Genomic DNA, 17,871 nt, shown 5'->3' on the forward strand with positions numbered 1-17,871 from the left:
AGGGAACCGGGATTGCCTGCCCACACACGGGCACCCCGTAGAGATTACCCGCGCCACGCACGCCGGCGGTCTCGCGTCCACTCGTCCCCTAGAGGGACACAAGAATATTCAGCGCAATTTCTATCGTGGGAAGAACGAAGACGAAAAAGAACGCGGTCGAAAAGGCGATTGCCTCGCGGATCAACGGAAGCAAGAAGCCGGCCAACGAACTGAGTAACTGGCTGAACGAAGCGAGAGCGTTGTCGAGGAAACTCTGTATCTCGCCCCCCACGGTGGCAATAGCGTCGGTGATCGAGCCCGCGCTCGCGGCCAGAGGTTGCAGCACCGCGGCGTTGCCGGCCTCGGCGGCCGCATACGAGCCCGCGCCCGCACCCAGGTGCCCGACAAACTGTTCCCGCAACGCCGCAGCCTGTCCGGCCCGCGCCTGATAGTCCCGGGCATGCCGTGAGAAGAAGTCCGCGATACTGAGCGACACCTCGTCGGCGGCGGCGGGGCGCAACGCGAGGGTCGGGATGGCCGCCACCGTGTGCGCCGCGCTGAGGTTCGCGCCGATAGTGCCCAAATCGTTTGCGGCACTTGAGATTAATTCCGGCGTCGCGATCACGTTCGACATGGCGGCCCTTCCATCCGGTGAGCATAGCGCGCAAGTACGCGAACATGACTGAACAAGCAACCAACTTTGGGCGTTCGGGTTGCGCCTCAGCCCGCCGCGTGCGCCCGCCCGTTCCGTCCGGTGGCGTGCCGGCGTCACCGAGGCCCCCATCCGAACCCGATTCAGTGGCGGCGGCTACTTGAACAGGTTGCTCAGGCCGAACAAGCCCGATATCAGGTTGCCGGTGTTCAGCAAGCCAGAGACTTGGCCGGATATGCCGGGGTTCGAGCTGCTCGGGACGCCGGTGTTGAAGAAGCCCGAGATGAGCCCGTTCACCGGACTGCCCTGGGCCGTGTTTCCGAAGCCCGACATGAAGCCGTTGAACGTGGCGCCCCCGCTGGCCGTGTTGAAGAAGCCCGAAACGTCTACGCCGGTATTACCGAAACCCGACGTCGTGGCACCGCTGTCGCCGGTCGCTCCGATCCCGGTGTTCACGTTGCCCGAATTCCACAGGCCCGTGTTGACGCTGCCGGCATTCCCCCATCCCGTGTTCGTATCGCCCGAATTCCAGAAGCCCGTGTTGCCGCCCGCATCCAAGGTGCCGCCCGCGTTCCCGAAGCCGGTGTCCAACTGCCCCGAATTGAAGAAACCCGTGTCCAGCACCCCCGAATTGCCGAAGCCGAAGTTCCCCGCGCCCGAATTGCCGAACCCGACGTTCCCCAGACCGGAGTTCCCGAGGCCGAAATTGCCGTGGCTGCCCGGCGTATTGATGGCCGCGTTGAAGAGGCCGACGTTGCCGTTTCCGGAATTGAAGAAACCGACGTTGCCGGTACCCGAGTTCCCGATGCCGATGTTGCCGCTGCCCGAGTTCAGCCCCCCGAAGTGGAACTGGCTACTTACGTAGTTGTAGTAGGTGTTACCGATGCCGATCTCGTTGTCGCCGGTAAGCCCGAAGCCGATGTTGGCGTTGCCGATGTTGCCGCCGCCGGTGTTCCCGACGCCGTTGTTCCCGCCGCCGATGTTCGAGCCGCCAACGTTTCCTATGCCCCAGTTGCTACTGCCGGTATTGCCAAAACCTATGTTGCTCAAGGGGCTGCCCGGCGGGGTCGTGAAGTCGGAGTTGGTGTTCCCGAAGCCAACGTTGAGGCTGCCGATGTTTCCGCTGCCGAAATTGAGGTTGCCCGTGTTTCCGCTGCCGATGTTTCCGACGCTCGGCCTCGCGGCTGTGCCGTTTCCGCCGCCGATGTTTCTATCACCGGTGTTTCCGCTGCCGAAGTTGGAGTTGCCGATGTTTCCGCTGCCCACGTTGTTGGTGCCCTGGTTACCCAGGCCCAGGTCGAAGGTGACCTGTGCTGACACCAGGTCTTGCTTGACGGTCTGCAACGGTGAGGCATTCGCCGCCTCGGCCAGGGCATAGGTGATCCCCGCCCCGCTCAAGGCCTGCGCAAACTTGGCGTGAAACGCCGCCGCCTGGGCGCTCAGAGCCTGAAAGCCCTGACCGTGGGCGGAGAACACCGCCGCAATCGCCGCCGACACCTCGTCCTCGGCCGCGGCCAGCACGCCCGTGGTCGGTGCCGCGGCCGCCGCACTCGCGGCGGTCACCGCCGAGCCGATGCTGGACAGATCCGTTGCGGCCGACGCCAGAAACTCCGGGGCAGCCACCAAATACGACATCGCTGTCCTCCTCCGGTATCACCGAACCCCCGGGGCGGACGCCAAGCCTATCGCCGTCGTCCTCGGCATTCGGCGTGTCAACCAAACGTTCACCCCTCCGTCAGGACCCGGATGCCACTTGCCGTTCGTGGCGGGTGGCACGCGCCGGTTCCCTTGCGCGCCCGATTTATCGCTGCGGTCTGCGCGGCGTCCGCCCCGGGCCGGCGGTGCGCAAATCGTGCCTGTCGGCGTTGAGGTAACGGCGCTGAAGCCGGTCGATGAGACGTTGCGCCTCTTCTATGTCGCGGCGCAGCGTGGCCACTTCCATGCGCATCGCGCACGCCCGGCCGTTTCTGCCGGTGACATCTTGTTGTTCCACCCAGGCCAACTGGATGGCCATCTCGTGCAGCTGATGCCGCAGCGCGCGGACCAGCTCGACGGCCTGGGCGGCGTCGCAGTCCCGCATCACGAAATAGTCGCACCCCACCGCCCTCCGCGGAGGCGAACCGTTCAACACATGCCAAACAAGCCTGGCGTCCGGTCCGCCGCTCCCCCGCCGCACCGGTTGGTTAGGCCAGAATGGCCAGCTCCTTGGGGAACCGGGTGAGCAGTTCCGGGGCCTCCCCGGCGGTGTGCGACTTGCCGTCGGCAACGACGAGAGTGTCCTCGATGCGGACACCGCCGCGGCCGGGCAGGTAGACGCCGGGCTCCACGGTCACCACGGAGCCCGCGAGCAGGGTCCCGGCCGACGTGGCCCCGATTCCCGGCGCTTCGTGGATCTGCAGGCCCACGCCGTGCCCCAGACCGTGGCCGAACTGCTCGCCGTAGCCGGCGTCGGCGATCAGCTGGCGCGCCGCGGCGTCCACGTCGCGCAGGCTCGCGCCCGGCTTCAACGCCTCCCGGCCGGCCCGCTGCGCATCGGCGACCAGCTGGTAGATCTCCAGCTGCCAGTCCGCGGCCCGGCCCAGCACGAACGTGCGGGTCATGTCCGAGTGGTAGCCGGCGACCAGGGCGCCGAAGTCGATCTTGACGAAATCGCCGTCGGCCAGCACCGCGTCGGTCGGGCGGTGGTGCGGGATGGCCGAATTCGGCCCGGCGGCCACGATGGTGTCGAACGAGATGGCGTCCGCGCCGTGGTCGAGCATCAGCGACTCCAGCTCGCGGCTCACCTCGCGTTCGGTCCGTCCGGGCCGCAGGCCGCCGCGCTCCACCAGGTCGGCCAGCGCGGCGTCGGCCGCCTCGCAGGCCAGCCGCAGCAGCGCCACCTCACCGGCGTCCTTGACCTCACGCAGCGCCTCCACGGTCCCGGCGGCCCGCACCAGCTCGGTGTTGGCGCTGCGCCCCGCCAGCTCGCCGGTCAGCGCGTCGAAGCCGTCGACGGTGACCACGTTGCTCTCGAAGCCCAGCTTGCCGACGCCGGCGTCGGCGGCCCGGCCGACCAGGTAGCGCCCGACGGCCCGCTCGATGGCGACCTCGAGATCGGGCGCCTGCTCCGCCGCCTGCGTTCGGTACCGGCCGTCGGTGGCCAGGACGGGGCCTCGATCGTCGGAGTCGTCGGCGAAAACCAGCAACGCGCCGTTCGACCCGGTGAAACCCGACAGGTAGCGCACGTTGATCAGGTCCGTGACCAGCACCGCGTCCAGCCCGCTGGCCGCGATTTGCGCTTTCAGATTGTCTCGACGCTGGGAATGTGTCACGACCCTTGACGGTACTCGCTACGCTTTTCCTCCATGAGGAAGTGGATGCTGCGCGGATTGGTGTTCGCCGCGGCCATGGTGGTCCTTCGATTGCTCCAAGGTGCGCTCATCAACGCGTGGCAGACCCAGGCCGGGCTGATCAGCATCGTGCTGCTGATCTTGTTCGTCATCGGCGTCACCATCTGGGGGGTGCTCGACGGCCGGGCCGACGCCAAGGCCCAGCCGGATCCGGACCGCCGCCAGGATCTGGCGATGACCTGGCTGCTGGCCGGCCTGTTCGCGGGCGTCGTCAGTGGCGCGGTGTCCTGGCTCATCGCGCTGGTGTACAACGGCCTGTACACCGGCGGCCTGCTCAACGAGGTGACGACGTTCGCGGCGTTCACCGCGCTGCTCGTCTTCGTGCCCGGGATCATCGGTGTTGCCATCGGTCGCTGGCGGGTCGACCGCAACCCGCCGCCCCGCCCGCAGGGCGCCGAGGAGGAGCGGGCCGACACCGACGTCTTCTCGGCCGTGCGCGGCGATGAGACGCCCACCGGCGAGATCCCCGCGCAGACGGCCGCGGGGGCCCGGGCCGAGGAGCGCACCGGGTCGGTCGCGGTCGCCGATCGGGGGGCCGAGCGCGAGGCACCCACCGAAAAGCTCCCGACGGGCCCGTGGGGTGCACCCACCGAGACGATCCCGACTTCCGGCGACGACGCCAAGACCGAGGTGATCCGCACGGACGACACCAGACACGCCAGGCCGGGCGAGGAGCCGGAAAAGGGCTGAGACCTCAGTCCAGCCAGGCCTCGGCCAGGTAGCGCAGGGCGAGCAGGTAGCCCTGGATTCCCAGCCCGACGATCACCCCGGTCGCGACCGGGCTGATGTAGGAGTGGCGCCGAAACTCCTCGCGCGCATGCACGTTGGAGATGTGCACCTCGATCAGGGGCGCGCTCAGCTCGGCGCACGCGTCGCGCAGCGCCACCGACGTGTGGGTGAGGCCGCCGGCGTTGAGGATCACCGGCTCGCCGGCGTCGGCGGCCAGGTGGATCCAATCCAGCAGCTGCGCTTCGTTATCGCTTTGCCGCACAACGGCTTTGAGCCCGAGAGTGGCGGCTTCGCGCTCGACCAGCGCGGCCAGCTGCTCGTGCGTCGTGTCGCCGTACACGTCGGGCTCGCGACGGCCCAGCCGGCCCAGGTTGGGGCCGTTGATGACATGCACCGGCTTACTCATGGGCCACACCCGCGTAGGCCGCCGCCAGCAGCGCCGGGTCCGGTCCCGTCAGCCGGCCCGGCTTCGCGAGCCCGTCGAGGACGACGAACCGCAGCACGCCGGCGCGGGTTTTCTTGTCGCCGGCCATGTATTCCAGCAACTGCGGCAGCGCGTCGGCTTCGTAGCTGACCGGCAGGCCGAGCGAGGTGAGGATGGCGCGGTGGCGCTGCGCGGTGGCATCGTCGAGCCGGCCGGCGAGCCTGGCCAGCTCGGCGGCGAACACCAGGCCCACCGACACCGCGGCGCCGTGCCGCCACCGGTAGCGCTCCCGGCGCTCGATCGCGTGCCCCAAAGTGTGGCCGTAGTTCAGGATTTCGCGCAGCTCCGACTCCTTCTCGTCGGCGGCGACGACCTCGGCCTTGACCGCGATCGCACGCCGGATCAGCTCCGGCAGCACCTCGCCCTCCGTGTCCAGCGCGGCCTGCGGGTCGGCCTCGATGAGGTCCAGGATCACCGGGTCGGCGATGAACCCCGCCTTGACCACCTCCGCCATGCCGGCGACGAGTTCGTTGCGCGGCAAGGTTTTCAGCGTCGCCATGTCGACGAGCACGGCCAGCGGCTGGTGAAACGCGCCGACCAGGTTCTTGCCCGCCTCGGTGTTGATGCCGGTCTTCCCGCCGACGGCCGCGTCGACCATGCCGAGCAGCGTGGTGGGCACGTGGACGATGTCCACGCCGCGCAGCCAGGTGGCCGCCGCGAAACCGGCGACGTCGGTGGCCGCGCCGCCGCCGAGGCTGACCAGGGCGTCCTTGCGGCCGATTCCGATGCGGCCCAACACTTCCCAGATGAATCCCACGACGGGCAGGTCCTTGCCGGCCTCGGCGTCCGGGATCTCGATGCGGTGCGCGTCAATCCCCTTGTCGGCCAACCTGCTTCGGATGACCTCGGCGGTCTCGGCCAGCACCGGTTGATGCAGGATCGCCACGCGGTGCCGGCCGGCCAGCAGTCCTTCCAGCTCGCCGGCCAGCCCGGTGCCGATGACCACCGGGTACGGCTCGTCGACGGCCACGTACACGGTGACCGGGCCGCTGCCGTCGATCATCGGCCGGCCGCCGGGATGTGCTGGGGTGCCTGCAAGCGAGACAGTATGTGGCGGACCACCGCCCCGGGGTTGCGGCGGTTGGTGTCGACCCGGATGGTCGCGACGCGCCGGTACAGCGGGGCCCGTTCGGCCATCAGGGCTTTGAATTTCGAGTACTTCTCGGCCTCGTTTCCGGCCAGCAGGGGCCGCACGGCGTCGCCGCCGGTGCGCCGCACCCCTTCGCGGGCACCGATCTCCAGGTAGACGACGGCGTGCCCGGCCAGCGCGTCACACACCCCGGGGCTGGTGACCGCGCCGCCGCCGAGCGAGACGACGCCGTCGTGGTCGGCCAGGGCGGCGCGCACCACCTCCTCCTCGATGCGGCGGAACTCCGGCTCCCCGTCGGTGGCGAAGATGTCGGCGATGCTGCGGCCGGTGCGCTGCTCGATCGCCGCGTCGGTGTCGAGCAGGCCGACCCCGAGGGCCTTAGCCAGCCGCCGCCCGATGGTGGACTTGCCCGAGCCCGGCAATCCCACCAGCACCGCCTTGGGCGCCATCAGGCGGTACCCCGCGCGGCGGGCGACTCCCGGTCGGCGACCGCGCGCCGGTAGGACTCGATGTTGCGGCGGGTTTCGGTCAGGGAGTCGCCGCCGAACTTCTCCAGCGCCGCGCGGGCCAGGACCAGCGCCACCATGGCCTCGACGACGACCCCGGCGGCCGGCACCGCGCACACGTCGGAGCGCTGGTGGATGGCGACGGCCTCGTCGCCGGTCGCCATGTCGACGGTGGCCAGCGCCCGCGGCACGGTGGAGATCGGCTTCATGGCGGCCCGCACCCGCAGCGGCTGCCCGTTGGTCATGCCGCCTTCCAGCCCGCCGGCCCGGTTGGTCGAACGGACGACGCCGTCGGGGCCCGGGTACATCTCGTCGTGCGCGCGGCTGCCGCGGCGGCGCGCGGTCTCGAAACCGTCGCCGATCTCGACGCCCTTGATCGCCTGGATGCCCATGACGGCGGCGGCCAGCTGGCCGTCCAGCCGGTTGTCGCCGCTGGTGAACGAGCCCAGCCCGACCGGCAGGCCGAGCGCCACCACCTCGACCACGCCGCCCAGGGTGTCGCCGTCCTTCTTGGCCGCCTCGATCTCGGCGATCATGGCCGCCTCGGCGGCCTTGTCGAACGCGCGGACCGGGCTGTCGTCGATGGCGGTCAGGTCCTCGGGGCGCGGCGGCGGACCGTCGTAGGGCGCCGACGGGCCGATCGCGATGACGTGCGAGAGCACTTCGACGCCCAGCGCCTGGCGCAGGAACGACCGTGCGATGGTCCCGGCCGCGACGCGGGCCGCGGTCTCGCGGGCGCTGGCCCGCTCCAGCACCGGCCGGGCGTCGTCGAAGCCGTACTTGAGCATGCCCGCGTAGTCCGCGTGGCCGGGCCGCGGCCGGGTCAGGGGTTCGTTGCGGGCTGATTTTTCAAGCTCTGCCAGTTCCGCCGGGTCGACCGGGTCGGTGGCCATCACGGTTTCCCACTTCGGCCACTCGGTGTTGCCGATCTCCACGGCGATGGGCCCGCCGAGCGTGACGCCGTGGCGTATCCCGGACAGGATGGTCACCGCGTCGCGCTCGAACTTCATCCGCGCGCCGCGCCCGTAGCCAAGGCGGCGCCGGGCCAGCTGGTCGGCGATTTCGGTGGAGGTGACCTCCACGCCGGCGACCATGCCCTCCACCACGGCCACCAGCGCGCGGCCATGGGATTCTCCGGCGGTGATCCAGCGCAACACCCGGCTATTCTCCCACGCATGCCCGCGCCGAATTAAATCCGCGCGGGGCGGCGAGATCGACGCCAGCGTGTGGTTCTCTCGCACTTTTCCGCGGTGCCGTCGATTTCGACGAGTTCATATGATGGCCAGGCCCACGGCCCCGGCGGTGGCCAGGCACATCGCCGGACCGTGCGGCACCGTGCGCCCGCCGCGCAGCACCCCGACCAGCGCCGTGAGCAGCGGGGCGCCCAGCGCCGCCAGGAACCAGACGCCGGCGCCGAAGCAGCCGGCCAAGCCGCCGAGGCCGATCGCCAGCTTGACGTCGCCGGCCCCCATACCCGCCGGCGCCAGCAGGTGGACCAGCAGGTACGTCCCGCTCAGCGCGGCCGCCCCGGCCAGCGCGGGCAGCCCGCGGCCGGCCAGGGCGGCGCCCAGCAGGATTACGCCGGCCCCGGGCAGCGTCAGCGCGTTGGGCAGCCGACCGTGCCGCAGGTCGCAGACACTCAGGGCACCCATCCACAGCAACACCATGCCGGCCATGCGCGGCACGTTAACCCAATGCGGCGGCCATGGCCTCTCGCGGAGCGGGCAGCCCTGTGAATTGCTCGACCTGGGCGAAGGCCTGGTGCAGCAGCATCTGCAGGCCGTTGATCACGCGACCGCCGGCGGCGGCCACCGCGGCGGCCAGCGGCGTGGGCCACGGGTCGTAGACGGCGTCCAGCAGCACCGGGATCGGGGCGAACGTGCCGGCATACCGCGCGGCCACGTCGGCGGGGATGGTGCTGACCAGCACCCCGGCGGCCGCCACCTCGTCGGCCAGCTCTTTAACATCTGGGCCGCCCAGGCCGCAGAACCGCGTCGCCACGCCCATCCGGGTGCCGAGCTCCACCAACCGGGACGCCTTCTGCGGGTCGCGCGCCACGACCGTGATGCCGGTGACGCCGAGCCCGGCCAGGCCCACCACGGCGGCGGGCGCGGTGCCCCCCGATCCACACACCAGCGCCCGCCCCGACGCCGTGCCCAGGGCCCCCGCCACCCCGTCGATGTCGGTGTTGTCGGCCCGCCAGCCCGTCGGCGTGCGCACCAGGGTGTTGGCCGAGCCGACCAGGGCCGCGCGCCCGGTGCGCTCGCCGGCGAAGCGCAGCGCGGCGAACTTGCCCGGCGCGGTCACCGACACGCCGACCCACTCCGGCCCGAAGCCGCCGACCACGCCCGGCAGCTCCTCGGCGCCGCACTCGACGCGCTCGTAGGTCCAGTCGTGCAGGCCCAGCGCCCGGTAGGCGGCCAGGTGAAGTTGCGGGGAGCGCGAATGGGCGATCGGCCGGCCCAGGACCCCGGCCTTCCTAGCGGGCCCCCTAACGGGCACTGTCGAGGACACCGTTGCGCTTAGCCAGCTCGATATTGGCCAAATGCTGCTGATAATCCTTCGTGAACAGCGTCGTGCCCTGGGCATCGATGGTGACGAAGTACAGCCAGTCCCCCGGCTCGGGATGCTCGGCCGCGCGCAGCGCGTCCACGCCGGGCGAACAGATCGCCGTGGCCGGCAGGCCCGGGGACACGTAGGTGTTCCACGGGGTCTTCTGGCCGCGGTCGGCGTCGGTGGTGGCGACCTCGCGGCGGTCCAGCGGATAGTTCACGGTCGAATCGAACTCCAGCGTGTGGTGCGCGTGCAACCGGTTGTAGATGACCTGCGCCACCTTCGGGAAGTCCTGCGAATTGGATTCCTGCTGCACCAGGGAGGCGACCACCAGGATGTCGTAGGGCGACAGGCCCATGGCCTGCGCGGAGTCCACCAGACCCGACTTGGCGTACTCGACGGCGCCGGCGCTGATCAGGCTCGTCAGGATGCTGTCGGCCGGGGCCGAGGGATCGACGTTGAAGGTCCCCGGGGCGATCAGGCCCTCGACCCGGCGGTGGTCCTTGCCCAGCTCGGTGACCGGTTCGACGGCCCACGGCGGCACCGCCAGCGTCGTCGGCGTGCTGTTGGAGGACGCCGCGCGCAGGTCGTCCACCGAGACGCAGCGCTTGTTGCCGTCGAGATCCACGCAGGTGGCGCGGGAGATCAAGGTGAAGATGCCGGGGTTGACCACGTTGGTCTTCATGTCGGTGGTGTCGTCTAGCTGGCGACCCTCCGGGATGACGAGCCGCCCCACCCGGCTGTTCGGGTCGGCCAGCCGCGCCACGGCGTTGGCCGCGGGGATTTCGGTGCGCATCCGGTAGAAGCCGGGCTGGATCGAGTTGATCGCGGCGTTGCCGTGCGCGGCGTTGACGAACGCGCGCACCGTGGCGACCACGCCCTGGTTGTGCAGCGTCTCCCCGACCATCGTCGTCGAGTCACCGGACTGGATCTGAATCACGATGTCGCGCTTGCCGTTTCCGGTATAGTCGTCACCGGCGCCGAACACCGTATTCCACAGCCGGGTGCCGACGAAGACGGCGACCACCGCGATCACGACGAACACCACGAAGGTGACCCGGCTGGCGGCGCGGCGGCGTTTCTTCCCCCGCTCAGCCCGGTTGCGGTCGACGCGGCTCATCCTGCGCCGGGGCGGCCCGACCGCGCTGGGTTCGGCCCGCTGGCGCCGCGCGCTGTCAACCACGAGCGGCCCCCCTGCGCTGGTCGAGCCAGCTCTGCAGGATCGCCACGGCGGCCGCCTGGTCGATCACCGACCGCTGCTGTTTGGCCCGCACACCCGCGGCCCGTAGCGACCGCTGGGCGCTCACGGTGGTCAGCCGTTCGTCGGCCAGCCGCACCGGGATGGGAGGAACTCCCCGGCCCAGCACTTCCGCTAGTTTGCCTGCGAGCTCGATCGCGTCCCGCGCCGAGGGCCCGGTGCGGTCGGCCAGCGTCCGCGGCAATCCGACGATCACCTCCACGGCCTCCAGCTCGGCGGCGAGCTCGGCCAGCCGGCGCAGGTGCCTGCCGGAGCGGTCGCGGCGCACCGTCTCCACCGGGGTGGCCAGGATGCCGTCCGGGTCGCTGACGGCCACCCCGATGCGCACGCTGCCGACGTCGACGCCCAACCGCCGCCCCCGCCCGCGGTCCTGATCAGGATCGCCGGGCCGGTCGGGGAGGCGGTGCTGTGTCAAGACCACTCAACCGACCCGCGCGATCTCGGAGCGCACCCCGTCGAGCGCCGCGTCGATGCCGGTCGGATCCTTCCCCGAGCCCTGCGCCAGGTCCGCCTTGCCCCCGCCGCGGCCGTCGACGGCCTCGGCGAGCCGCCTGACCAGGTCGTTAGCGCGGATGCCGAGGTCCTGGGCGGCCGGATTGGCGGCCACGGCGTACGGGACGGTGCCACCTTCCCCTTCTGCGATCAGCGCCACCACGGCCGGATCACTGCCGAGCTTGCCCCGGATGTCGCCGACGAGGGACCGCAGGTCGCCCGCCGTCATCCCGCCGGACATGCGCTGCGCCACCACACGCACGTTACCGATCCGCTCCGCGCCGGCCGCGGCGTTGGTCGCGGCGGCCTTCGCGCCCGCCAGCCGGGCGCGCTCGAGTTCCTTCTCGGCGGCCTTCAGCCGGTCCACCAGGCCGGCCACCCGGGCCGGCACCTCGTCGGACGGCACCTTCAGCGACGACGCCAGCCCCGCCATCAGCGCGCGCTCCTTGGCCAGGTGGCGGAACGACTCCAGCCCGACATAGGCCTCCACCCGGCGGATGCCGGAGCCGATCGACGACTCGCCCAGGATCGTCACCGGCCCGATCTGCGCCGAGTTGTGCACGTGCGTCCCGCCGCACAGCTCCAGCGAGAACGGTCCGCCGATCTCCACCACCCGCACCTCGTCGGGATAGGCCTCCCCGAAGAGCGCCATCGCCCCCATCGCCTTGGCCTTCTCGAGCCGCTCGGTGAAGGTGTGCACCTCGAAGTCGGCCTGCACGGCCTCGTTGGTCACCTCTTCGATCTGGGTGCGCTGGTCTTCGGTCAGCGGCCCCTGCCAGTTGAAGTCGAAGCGCAGGTAGCCCGGACGGTTTAGCGAGCCGGCCTGAACCGCGTTGGGCCCCAGCACTTGTCGCAGCGCGGCGTGCACCATGTGGGTGCCCGAGTGCCCCTGGGTGGCGCCCCGGCGCCAGCCCGGGTCGACGGCCGCGACGACGGTGTCGCCCTCCACGAACTCGCCGGACTCCACATTAACCCGGTGCACCCACAGGGTTTTGGCGATCTTCTGCACGTCGGTGACGGCCGCGCGGGCGCATTCGTTGGCGCCGGTGCCGCTGATGGAGCCCTCGTCGGCGATCTGGCCGCCGGACTCGGCATAGAGCGGGGTGCGGTCCAGCACCAACTCGACGCGGTCGGCACCATCGGTGCCATGCGCGACCACGGGGACCCGCTTGCCGTCGACGAAGATGCCCAAAACCCTTGCCTCGGAGGTCAATTCGTCGAACCCGGTGAACTCGGTGGGCCCGGCGTCGACCAGCTCGCGGTAGGCGCTCAGGTCGGCGTGCGCGTGCTTGCGCGCGGCGGCGTCGGCCTTGGCGCGGCGGCGCTGCTCGGCCATCAGCTCCCGGAAGCCGATCTCGTCGACCTGCAGGCCGGCCTCCGACGCCATCTCCAGGGTGAGCTCGATCGGGAAGCCGTAGGTGTCGTGCAGGGTGAAGGCGTCCGACCCCGAGACCACCTTGGCGCCCGCCGCCTTGGTGGCGCCGGCGACGTCCTCGAACAGCTTCGAGCCCGATGCCAGCGTGCGATTGAACGCGGTCTCCTCGGCCACGGCGATGCGCCGGATCCGATCGAAATCGGTGACGAGCTCGGGGTACGACGGGCCCATCGCGTCCCGCACGGTGGCCATCAGGTCGCCCACGATCGGGTCCTCGATGCCCAGCAGCTTGGCCGAGCGGATCACCCGGCGCAGCAGCCGGCGCAGCACGTACCCGCGGCCGTCGTTGCCGGGGCTGACGCCGTCGCCGATCAGGATCGCCGCGGTGCGGCTGTGGTCGGCGATGACGCGGTAGCGGACGTCGTCCTCGTGGTTGCCGGCGTCGTAACCGCGCGGGGCGCGCGTCGCCACCAGGTCGATGACGGGTCTCAGCAGGTCGGTCTCGTAGACGTTGTGCACGCCCTGCAGCACGAACGCCACCCGCTCGACGCCCATGCCGGTGTCGATGTTCTTGCGAGGCAACGGCCCGAGGATCTCGAAGTCGGTCTTGCCCGTGCCTTCGCCGCGCTCGCTCTGCATGAACACGAGGTTCCACAGCTCGACGTAGCGGTCCTCGTTGGCGATCGGTCCGCCGCCCACGCCGAACTCTTCCCCGCGGTCGTAGTAGATCTCCGACGACGGGCCGCACGGCCCGGGGATGCCCATCGACCAGTAGTTGTCCTCCATGCCGCGGCGCTGGATCCGCTCGGCCGGCAGCCCGGCGATCTCCTGCCACAGCCCGAAGGCCTCGTCGTCGTCGAAATAGACCGTCGCCCAGAACCTTTCGGGGTCCAGGCCGTAGCCGCCGTCGGCGATGTCGTTGGTCAGCAGCGACCAGGCCAGCTCGATCGCCCGGCGCTTGAAGTAGTCGCCGAACGAGAAGTTGCCGGCCATCTGGAAGAAGGTGTTGTGCCGGGTGGTGACGCCCACCTCGTCGATGTCGGGCGTGCGGATGCACTTCTGGATGCTGGTGGCCGTGGCGTACGGCGGTGTGCGCGCGCCCAGGAAGAACGGCACGAACTGAACCATGCCGGCGTTGACGAACAGCAGGTTGGGGTCGTCGAGGATCACCGACGCGCTCGGCACCTCGGTGTGGCCCGCCTTCACGAAATGATCGAGGAATCGCTTCCTGATCTCGTGTGTCTGCACTGTGAGTCCGCTTCTTCCTGTTGCTTCTACTTGCCTTGCCCGGGGATTCCCAGCCTAGACAGCTAACCCTCCAGGAAGCTCAACCGCACCGACCGCCGCGGATTGTCCCGGTTGAGGTCAACCAGCACGATGCTCTGCCAGGTGCCCAACTGGGGGTCGCCGCTGGCGACCGGCACCGTCACCGACGGCGCGACGATGGCCGGCAGCACATGGTCGGCGCCGTGGCCCGCCGAGCCGTGCGCGTGCCGGTAGCGGTCGTCGCGCGGCAAGAGCCGTTCCAGGGTGTCGACCAAGTCGTCGTCGGAGCCGGCGCCGGTCTCGATGATCGCGACCCCGGCCGTCGCGTGCGGGACGAACACGTTGCACAGGCCGTCGCCGTAGCTGAAGCAGAACCTGCGCACCGCATCGGTCAGGTCGACGATGCGGCGGCGCGCGGTGTCCACCTCCAGCACATCGGTATGCACCCGGTCCAGCCTACGGCGCCCGCGCGCGCGAAGGCCATTGCGGCGGATCACCGGCAGGAGGAGGGTATCTGGTGGGACCGGTGGCGCCACCGGGGCTCACCTAAATGCAAAGAGATTTAAGTGCAAAGAGATACAAGCCCCGACACGGGAGGGTCGACCATGTACGCACGCTCCACCACCATCCAGGCGCAGCCTCTGTCGGTCGACATCGGCATTGCGCACGTCCGCGATGTCGTCATGCCCGCGTTGCAGGAGATGAACGGGTATGTCGGGTTGTCGCTGCTGGTGGACCGCCAGTCCGGCAGATGCATCGCGACCAGCGCCTGGCAGACGATGGAGGCGATGCGCGCCGGCGCCGAGCGGGTGGCGCCGATCCGCGATCGCGCCGCGCTGATGTTCGACGGCAGCGCCAAGGTCGAAGAGTGGGACATCGCTTTGCTGCACCGCGACCACCACTCGCAGGACGGGGCGTGCGTGCGGGCCACCTGGCTCAAGGTGGTGCCCGATCAGCTGAGCCGTTCGCTGGACTTCTACCGGATGTCGGTGCTCCCGGAGATGGAGAAGCTCGACGGGTTCTGCAGCGCCAGCCTGATGGTCGATCACCCCGCGTGCCGCCGGGCGGTGTCCTGCTCGACGTTCGACAGCATGGACGCGATGGCCCGTAACCGCGACCGGGCCACCGAGTTGCGCAGCAGGCGCGTCCGCGACCTGGGCGCCGAGGTGGTCGACGTGGCCGAGTTCGAGCTGGCGATCGCCCACCTGCGGGTGCCCGAGCTGGTCTGAGCCGCGTAGGGCGGCTCAGGGCAAGGTGTCCCCGGGGAACCCCCGGCAGGGGTGCACCTGGTAGGTGAAGACCCCCGCCGCGACCCCGGGGTCCTCGCCCATGATGGCGGCGGTTTCGTCGACCGTCGCGGCGAACACCCCGATGCCGCAGACGTCGGACTCGTCGGTGACCGGCAGCACCACCGCGAGCACGCCGTCGTCGCGCAGGCCGAAGTTGCGCCGGCCGTGCTCCCAGATGAGGCCCGGCGACGACTCGTCGCCGAACCTCGGGCCGCGCTTGAGGATCACGACGCTGTATTCCCTGGCGGTGGGCAGCAGCCGGCCCATCTCCTCGTCGGTAAACGTCTTCATCATGCCCGTCCCCTCTTGCGGATGATCGCGCGCAGCCGGTCCACCCGGCCGGCCAGCTCACGTTCGCCGCCGCGGCCGGTGGGCCGGTAGTAATCCACGCCCACCAGCTCGTCCGGCGGATATTGTTGCGCCACAACGCCATCGGGATCGTCGTGGGAGTACCGGTAGCCCTGGGCGTTGCCCAGCCCCGCGGCCCCGGAGTAGTGCCCGTCGCGCAGGTGGGGCGGCACCAGCCCGGCCTTGCCCGCCTTGATGTCGCCCATCGCCGCAGCCAGCGCGGTGGTGACCGCGTTCGATTTGGGTGCGGTGGCCAGATGGATGGTGGCGTGGGCCAGCGTCAGCTGGGCCTCGGGCATGCCGATCAGCTGCACGGTCTGGGCGGCGGCGACCGCGGTCGGCAGCGCGGTCGGGTCGGCCAGGCCGATGTCCTCGCTGGCCAGGATCATCAGCCGGCGCGCGACGAACCGCGGGTCCTCCCCCGCGACCAGCATGCGGGCCAGGTAGTGCAGCGCCGCGTCGACGTCGGAGCCACGCACCGACTTGATGAAGGCGCTGATGACGTCGTAGTGCTGGTCGCCGTCGCGGTCGTAGCGCACCGCGGCCTTGTCCAGGGACTGCTCGATGGTCTCGACGCTGACGGCCTCGCTGGCTTCGGCAGCGACCTCCAGCGCGGTCAGGGCGCGGCGGGCATCGCCGGCGGCCAGCTGCACCAGCAGGTCGACGGCCCCGGGCGCCACGGCGACCGTCCCGCCCAGGCCGCGCGGGGAGTCGATCGCGCGCTGCACCACGGTGCGGATATCGTCGGAGCTCAGCGGTCGCAACTGCAGGATCAGCGACCGTGACAGCAGCGGCGCCACCACGGAGAACGACGGGTTCTCCGTGGTCGCGGCGACCAGGAGCACCACCCGGTTCTCCACCGCGGAGAGCAGGGCGTCCTGCTGGGTCTTGGAGAACCGGTGCACCTCGTCGATGAAGAGGACGGTCTGCTCACCGCTGAGGAGAGCGCGACGCGCGACGTCGATCACGGCCCGAACGTCCTTGACCCCCGCCGACAGCGCCGACAGCGCCTCGAACCGGCGGCCGGTCGCCTGCGAGATCAGCGCGGCCAGGGTCGTCTTCCCGCTGCCGGGCGGCCCGTACAGGATGACCGACGCCACGCCCGAGCCCTCGACCAGGCGGCGCAGCGGCGATCCGGGTGCCAGCAGGTGGTCCTGCCCGACCACCTCGTCCAGCGATGCCGGCCGCATCCGCACGGCCAGCGGCGCACCTCCCGACACGCCCAGACCGTGGTCGGTTGTCTGCGGTGCGCCGGGAAAGTCAAACAGACCGTCGGACACGGTTTTAGGCATACCACGTCGGGGCGACGGGGCGCGCCGCCCGAGCCGGCGTGCGATCAATCCGCGCGTACCGCGCACTTATTTGCTAAGTTGCCGTTTGCCGAGTTTGGATGCGCGTGCCCACAAGTTGAATCCAACAGCTAGGACGGACATGAGCCAGCCTCCCGAGTACCCAGGCGAGAACGTCCCCCCAGGTGGAGGGCACCACCCACCCGGCTACCCGCCACCGCCCGGATACGGCGCACCGCCCCCGCAGCCCGGCCCGCCGCCGGGCCCCGGTTACGGCCCGCCGCCCGGCGGCTACAGCCCTTCCGGCCCGCCCCCCGGCTACGGCGCACCCCCGCCCCCCGGCTACGGCGCGCCGCAGGCCGGTTATCCGCCGCAGCCCGGCTACGGCGCCCCTCCCGCACAGCCGGGCCCGCAGTTCAGCGTGGGCGAGGCGTTCCGCTGGGCGTGGGGCAAGTTCATGCAGAACTCGACGCCGTTGATCGTGGCCACCTTCATCTACCTGGTGCTGTCCGGCGCCGCCTACGCCCTGATCCCGATCGGCGGCAGCATGGGCTCGACCACCACCACAACCAACTCCGACGGCTACGACACCACCACCGCGAACGTCAGCGCCGTCGGGCTGGCCCTCATGATCGTCGGCTACGTCCTCGTCTACGCGGTGGGCATCTACGCCCAATCCGCGTTCCTGTCCGGGGTCCTCGACATCGCCGATGGCCGGCCGGTGGGCGTCGGGTCGTTCTTCAAGCCGCGCAACATCGGCATGGTGATCCTGGCGGCGATCATCGTCGGAATCCTGACCTCGATCGCCTCGGCCTGCTTCATCATCCCCGGCCTCATCGTGGGCATCTTCGCGCAGTTCACCATCCCGTTCGTCATCGATCGATCGCAGAGCGCCATCGACGGGCTGAAGTCCAGCTTCTCGACCGTCTCGTCGAACTTCGCGAACGCCCTGCTGGCGTGGCTGGTCCAGGTGGCCGCCGTCGTCGTCGGCCTGTTGGCCTGCGCGGTGGGCCTGCTCGTCGGCGGACCCGTCGCCGCGCTCGTGCTGATCTACACCTACCGCAAGCTGTCCGGCGGCCCGGTGGTCCCGCTGCAGCAGCCGGGCGGCTACCAGGCCGGACCGCCACCCGGCACACCGCCGGGCCCGCAGTTCGGATAGGCACGGCAGGCGA

19 protein-coding genes are annotated in these 17,871 nt (G+C 70.4%); 3 read left to right on the forward strand and 16 right to left on the reverse strand.

The genetic code is table 11. The features are described 5' to 3' along the window. Nucleotides 1-88: 88 nt before the first annotated feature. From VMD50_RS02775 to VMD50_RS02790, 4 genes are all read right to left on the reverse strand, one after another. Nucleotides 89-613 carry a PE family protein gene (locus VMD50_RS02775; RefSeq protein WP_325424620.1) on the reverse strand — a complete coding sequence of 175 codons (525 nt, stop codon included), beginning with the start codon at nt 611-613 and terminating at the stop codon, nt 89-91. A gap of 174 nt (nt 614-787) precedes the next feature. After that, on the reverse strand, nt 788-2,266 hold the full coding sequence (locus tag VMD50_RS02780; protein ID WP_325424622.1) for a PE domain-containing protein: 1,479 nt from the start codon (nt 2,264-2,266) through the stop codon (nt 788-790). A gap of 166 nt (nt 2,267-2,432) precedes the next feature. Next, nucleotides 2,433-2,711, reverse strand: a complete 279-nt coding sequence (locus tag VMD50_RS02785; RefSeq protein ID WP_325424624.1) for a hypothetical protein — start codon at nt 2,709-2,711, stop codon at nt 2,433-2,435. 103 nt (nt 2,712-2,814) lie between these two features. Further along, complete coding sequence (locus VMD50_RS02790; RefSeq protein WP_325424626.1) at nt 2,815-3,942, reverse strand: M24 family metallopeptidase; 1,128 nt, start codon at nt 3,940-3,942, stop codon at nt 2,815-2,817. Nucleotides 3,943-3,975: 33 nt separating this feature from the next. Between VMD50_RS02790 and VMD50_RS02795 the strand changes: the two genes are divergently transcribed. Then, nucleotides 3,976-4,710 carry a B-4DMT family transporter gene (locus VMD50_RS02795; protein ID WP_325424628.1) on the forward strand — a complete coding sequence of 245 codons (735 nt, stop codon included), beginning with the start codon at nt 3,976-3,978 and terminating at the stop codon, nt 4,708-4,710. Between the two features lie 4 nt (nt 4,711-4,714). On the opposite strand, the gene aroQ is transcribed toward VMD50_RS02795, so the two are convergent. From aroQ to VMD50_RS02845, 10 genes are all read right to left on the reverse strand, one after another. Further along, entirely contained in the window at nt 4,715-5,155 is a 441-nt protein-coding gene (aroQ, locus tag VMD50_RS02800; RefSeq protein ID WP_325424630.1) for a type II 3-dehydroquinate dehydratase, read from the reverse strand. Then, nucleotides 5,148-6,236: a 3-dehydroquinate synthase gene (gene aroB, locus VMD50_RS02805; protein ID WP_325424632.1), complete on the reverse strand. Its 1,089-nt coding sequence runs from the start codon at nt 6,234-6,236 to the stop codon at nt 5,148-5,150. The genes aroQ and aroB overlap by 8 nt, the downstream gene beginning before the upstream one ends. After that, nucleotides 6,233-6,772: a shikimate kinase gene (locus VMD50_RS02810; RefSeq protein WP_325424634.1), complete on the reverse strand. Its 540-nt coding sequence runs from the start codon at nt 6,770-6,772 to the stop codon at nt 6,233-6,235. Before VMD50_RS02810 ends, aroB begins: the two co-directional genes overlap by 4 nt. Continuing rightward, nucleotides 6,772-7,986: a chorismate synthase gene (aroC, locus tag VMD50_RS02815; protein ID WP_325424636.1), complete on the reverse strand. Its 1,215-nt coding sequence runs from the start codon at nt 7,984-7,986 to the stop codon at nt 6,772-6,774. Before aroC ends, VMD50_RS02810 begins: the two co-directional genes overlap by 1 nt. A 114-nt stretch (nt 7,987-8,100) precedes the next feature. Next, entirely contained in the window at nt 8,101-8,505 is a 405-nt protein-coding gene (locus tag VMD50_RS02820; protein ID WP_325424638.1) for an A24 family peptidase, read from the reverse strand. Between the two features lie 10 nt (nt 8,506-8,515). Continuing rightward, nucleotides 8,516-9,331: a shikimate dehydrogenase gene (locus tag VMD50_RS02825; protein WP_325424640.1), complete on the reverse strand. Its 816-nt coding sequence runs from the start codon at nt 9,329-9,331 to the stop codon at nt 8,516-8,518. Next, nucleotides 9,321-10,565, reverse strand: a complete 1,245-nt coding sequence (locus VMD50_RS02830) for an endolytic transglycosylase MltG (protein WP_414685984.1) — start codon at nt 10,563-10,565, stop codon at nt 9,321-9,323. The genes VMD50_RS02825 and VMD50_RS02830 overlap by 11 nt, the downstream gene beginning before the upstream one ends. After that, nucleotides 10,558-11,061 carry a Holliday junction resolvase RuvX gene (gene ruvX / locus VMD50_RS02835; RefSeq protein WP_325424642.1) on the reverse strand — a complete coding sequence of 168 codons (504 nt, stop codon included), beginning with the start codon at nt 11,059-11,061 and terminating at the stop codon, nt 10,558-10,560. Before ruvX ends, VMD50_RS02830 begins: the two co-directional genes overlap by 8 nt. After that, nucleotides 11,062-13,755 (reverse strand): alanine--tRNA ligase, encoded by a 2,694-nt coding sequence (alaS, locus tag VMD50_RS02840; protein ID WP_325424644.1) that lies wholly within the window; start codon nt 13,753-13,755, stop codon nt 11,062-11,064. Between the two features lie 62 nt (nt 13,756-13,817). Beyond that, the gene (locus tag VMD50_RS02845) at nt 13,818-14,207 is read right to left on the reverse strand and encodes a secondary thiamine-phosphate synthase enzyme YjbQ (protein WP_325424678.1); all 390 of its coding nucleotides are present in this window, start codon (nt 14,205-14,207) and stop codon (nt 13,818-13,820) included. A 171-nt stretch (nt 14,208-14,378) separates the two neighbouring features. On the opposite strand from VMD50_RS02845, the gene VMD50_RS02850 reads away from it, so the two are divergent. Further along, nucleotides 14,379-15,002 carry a hypothetical protein gene (locus VMD50_RS02850; protein ID WP_325424646.1) on the forward strand — a complete coding sequence of 208 codons (624 nt, stop codon included), beginning with the start codon at nt 14,379-14,381 and terminating at the stop codon, nt 15,000-15,002. Nucleotides 15,003-15,017: 15 nt separating this feature from the next. Here the strand turns inward: VMD50_RS02850 and VMD50_RS02855 are convergent, their stop codons facing one another. After that, a complete protein-coding gene (locus VMD50_RS02855) occupies nt 15,018-15,353 on the reverse strand; it encodes a hypothetical protein (protein WP_325424680.1) in 336 nt (111 codons plus the stop codon). Next, entirely contained in the window at nt 15,353-16,702 is a 1,350-nt protein-coding gene (locus tag VMD50_RS02860; protein ID WP_325424648.1) for a replication-associated recombination protein A, read from the reverse strand. The genes VMD50_RS02855 and VMD50_RS02860 overlap by 1 nt, the downstream gene beginning before the upstream one ends. A 139-nt stretch (nt 16,703-16,841) precedes the next feature. Between VMD50_RS02860 and VMD50_RS02865 the strand changes: the two genes are divergently transcribed. Next, nucleotides 16,842-17,858 carry a DUF2189 domain-containing protein gene (locus VMD50_RS02865; RefSeq protein ID WP_325424650.1) on the forward strand — a complete coding sequence of 339 codons (1,017 nt, stop codon included), beginning with the start codon at nt 16,842-16,844 and terminating at the stop codon, nt 17,856-17,858. The last annotated feature ends 13 nt before the right edge of the window (nt 17,859-17,871 follow it).

Source organism: Mycobacterium sp. (genome assembly GCF_035506235.1).
Classification (GTDB): Bacteria; Actinomycetota; Actinomycetes; order Mycobacteriales; family Mycobacteriaceae; genus Mycobacterium.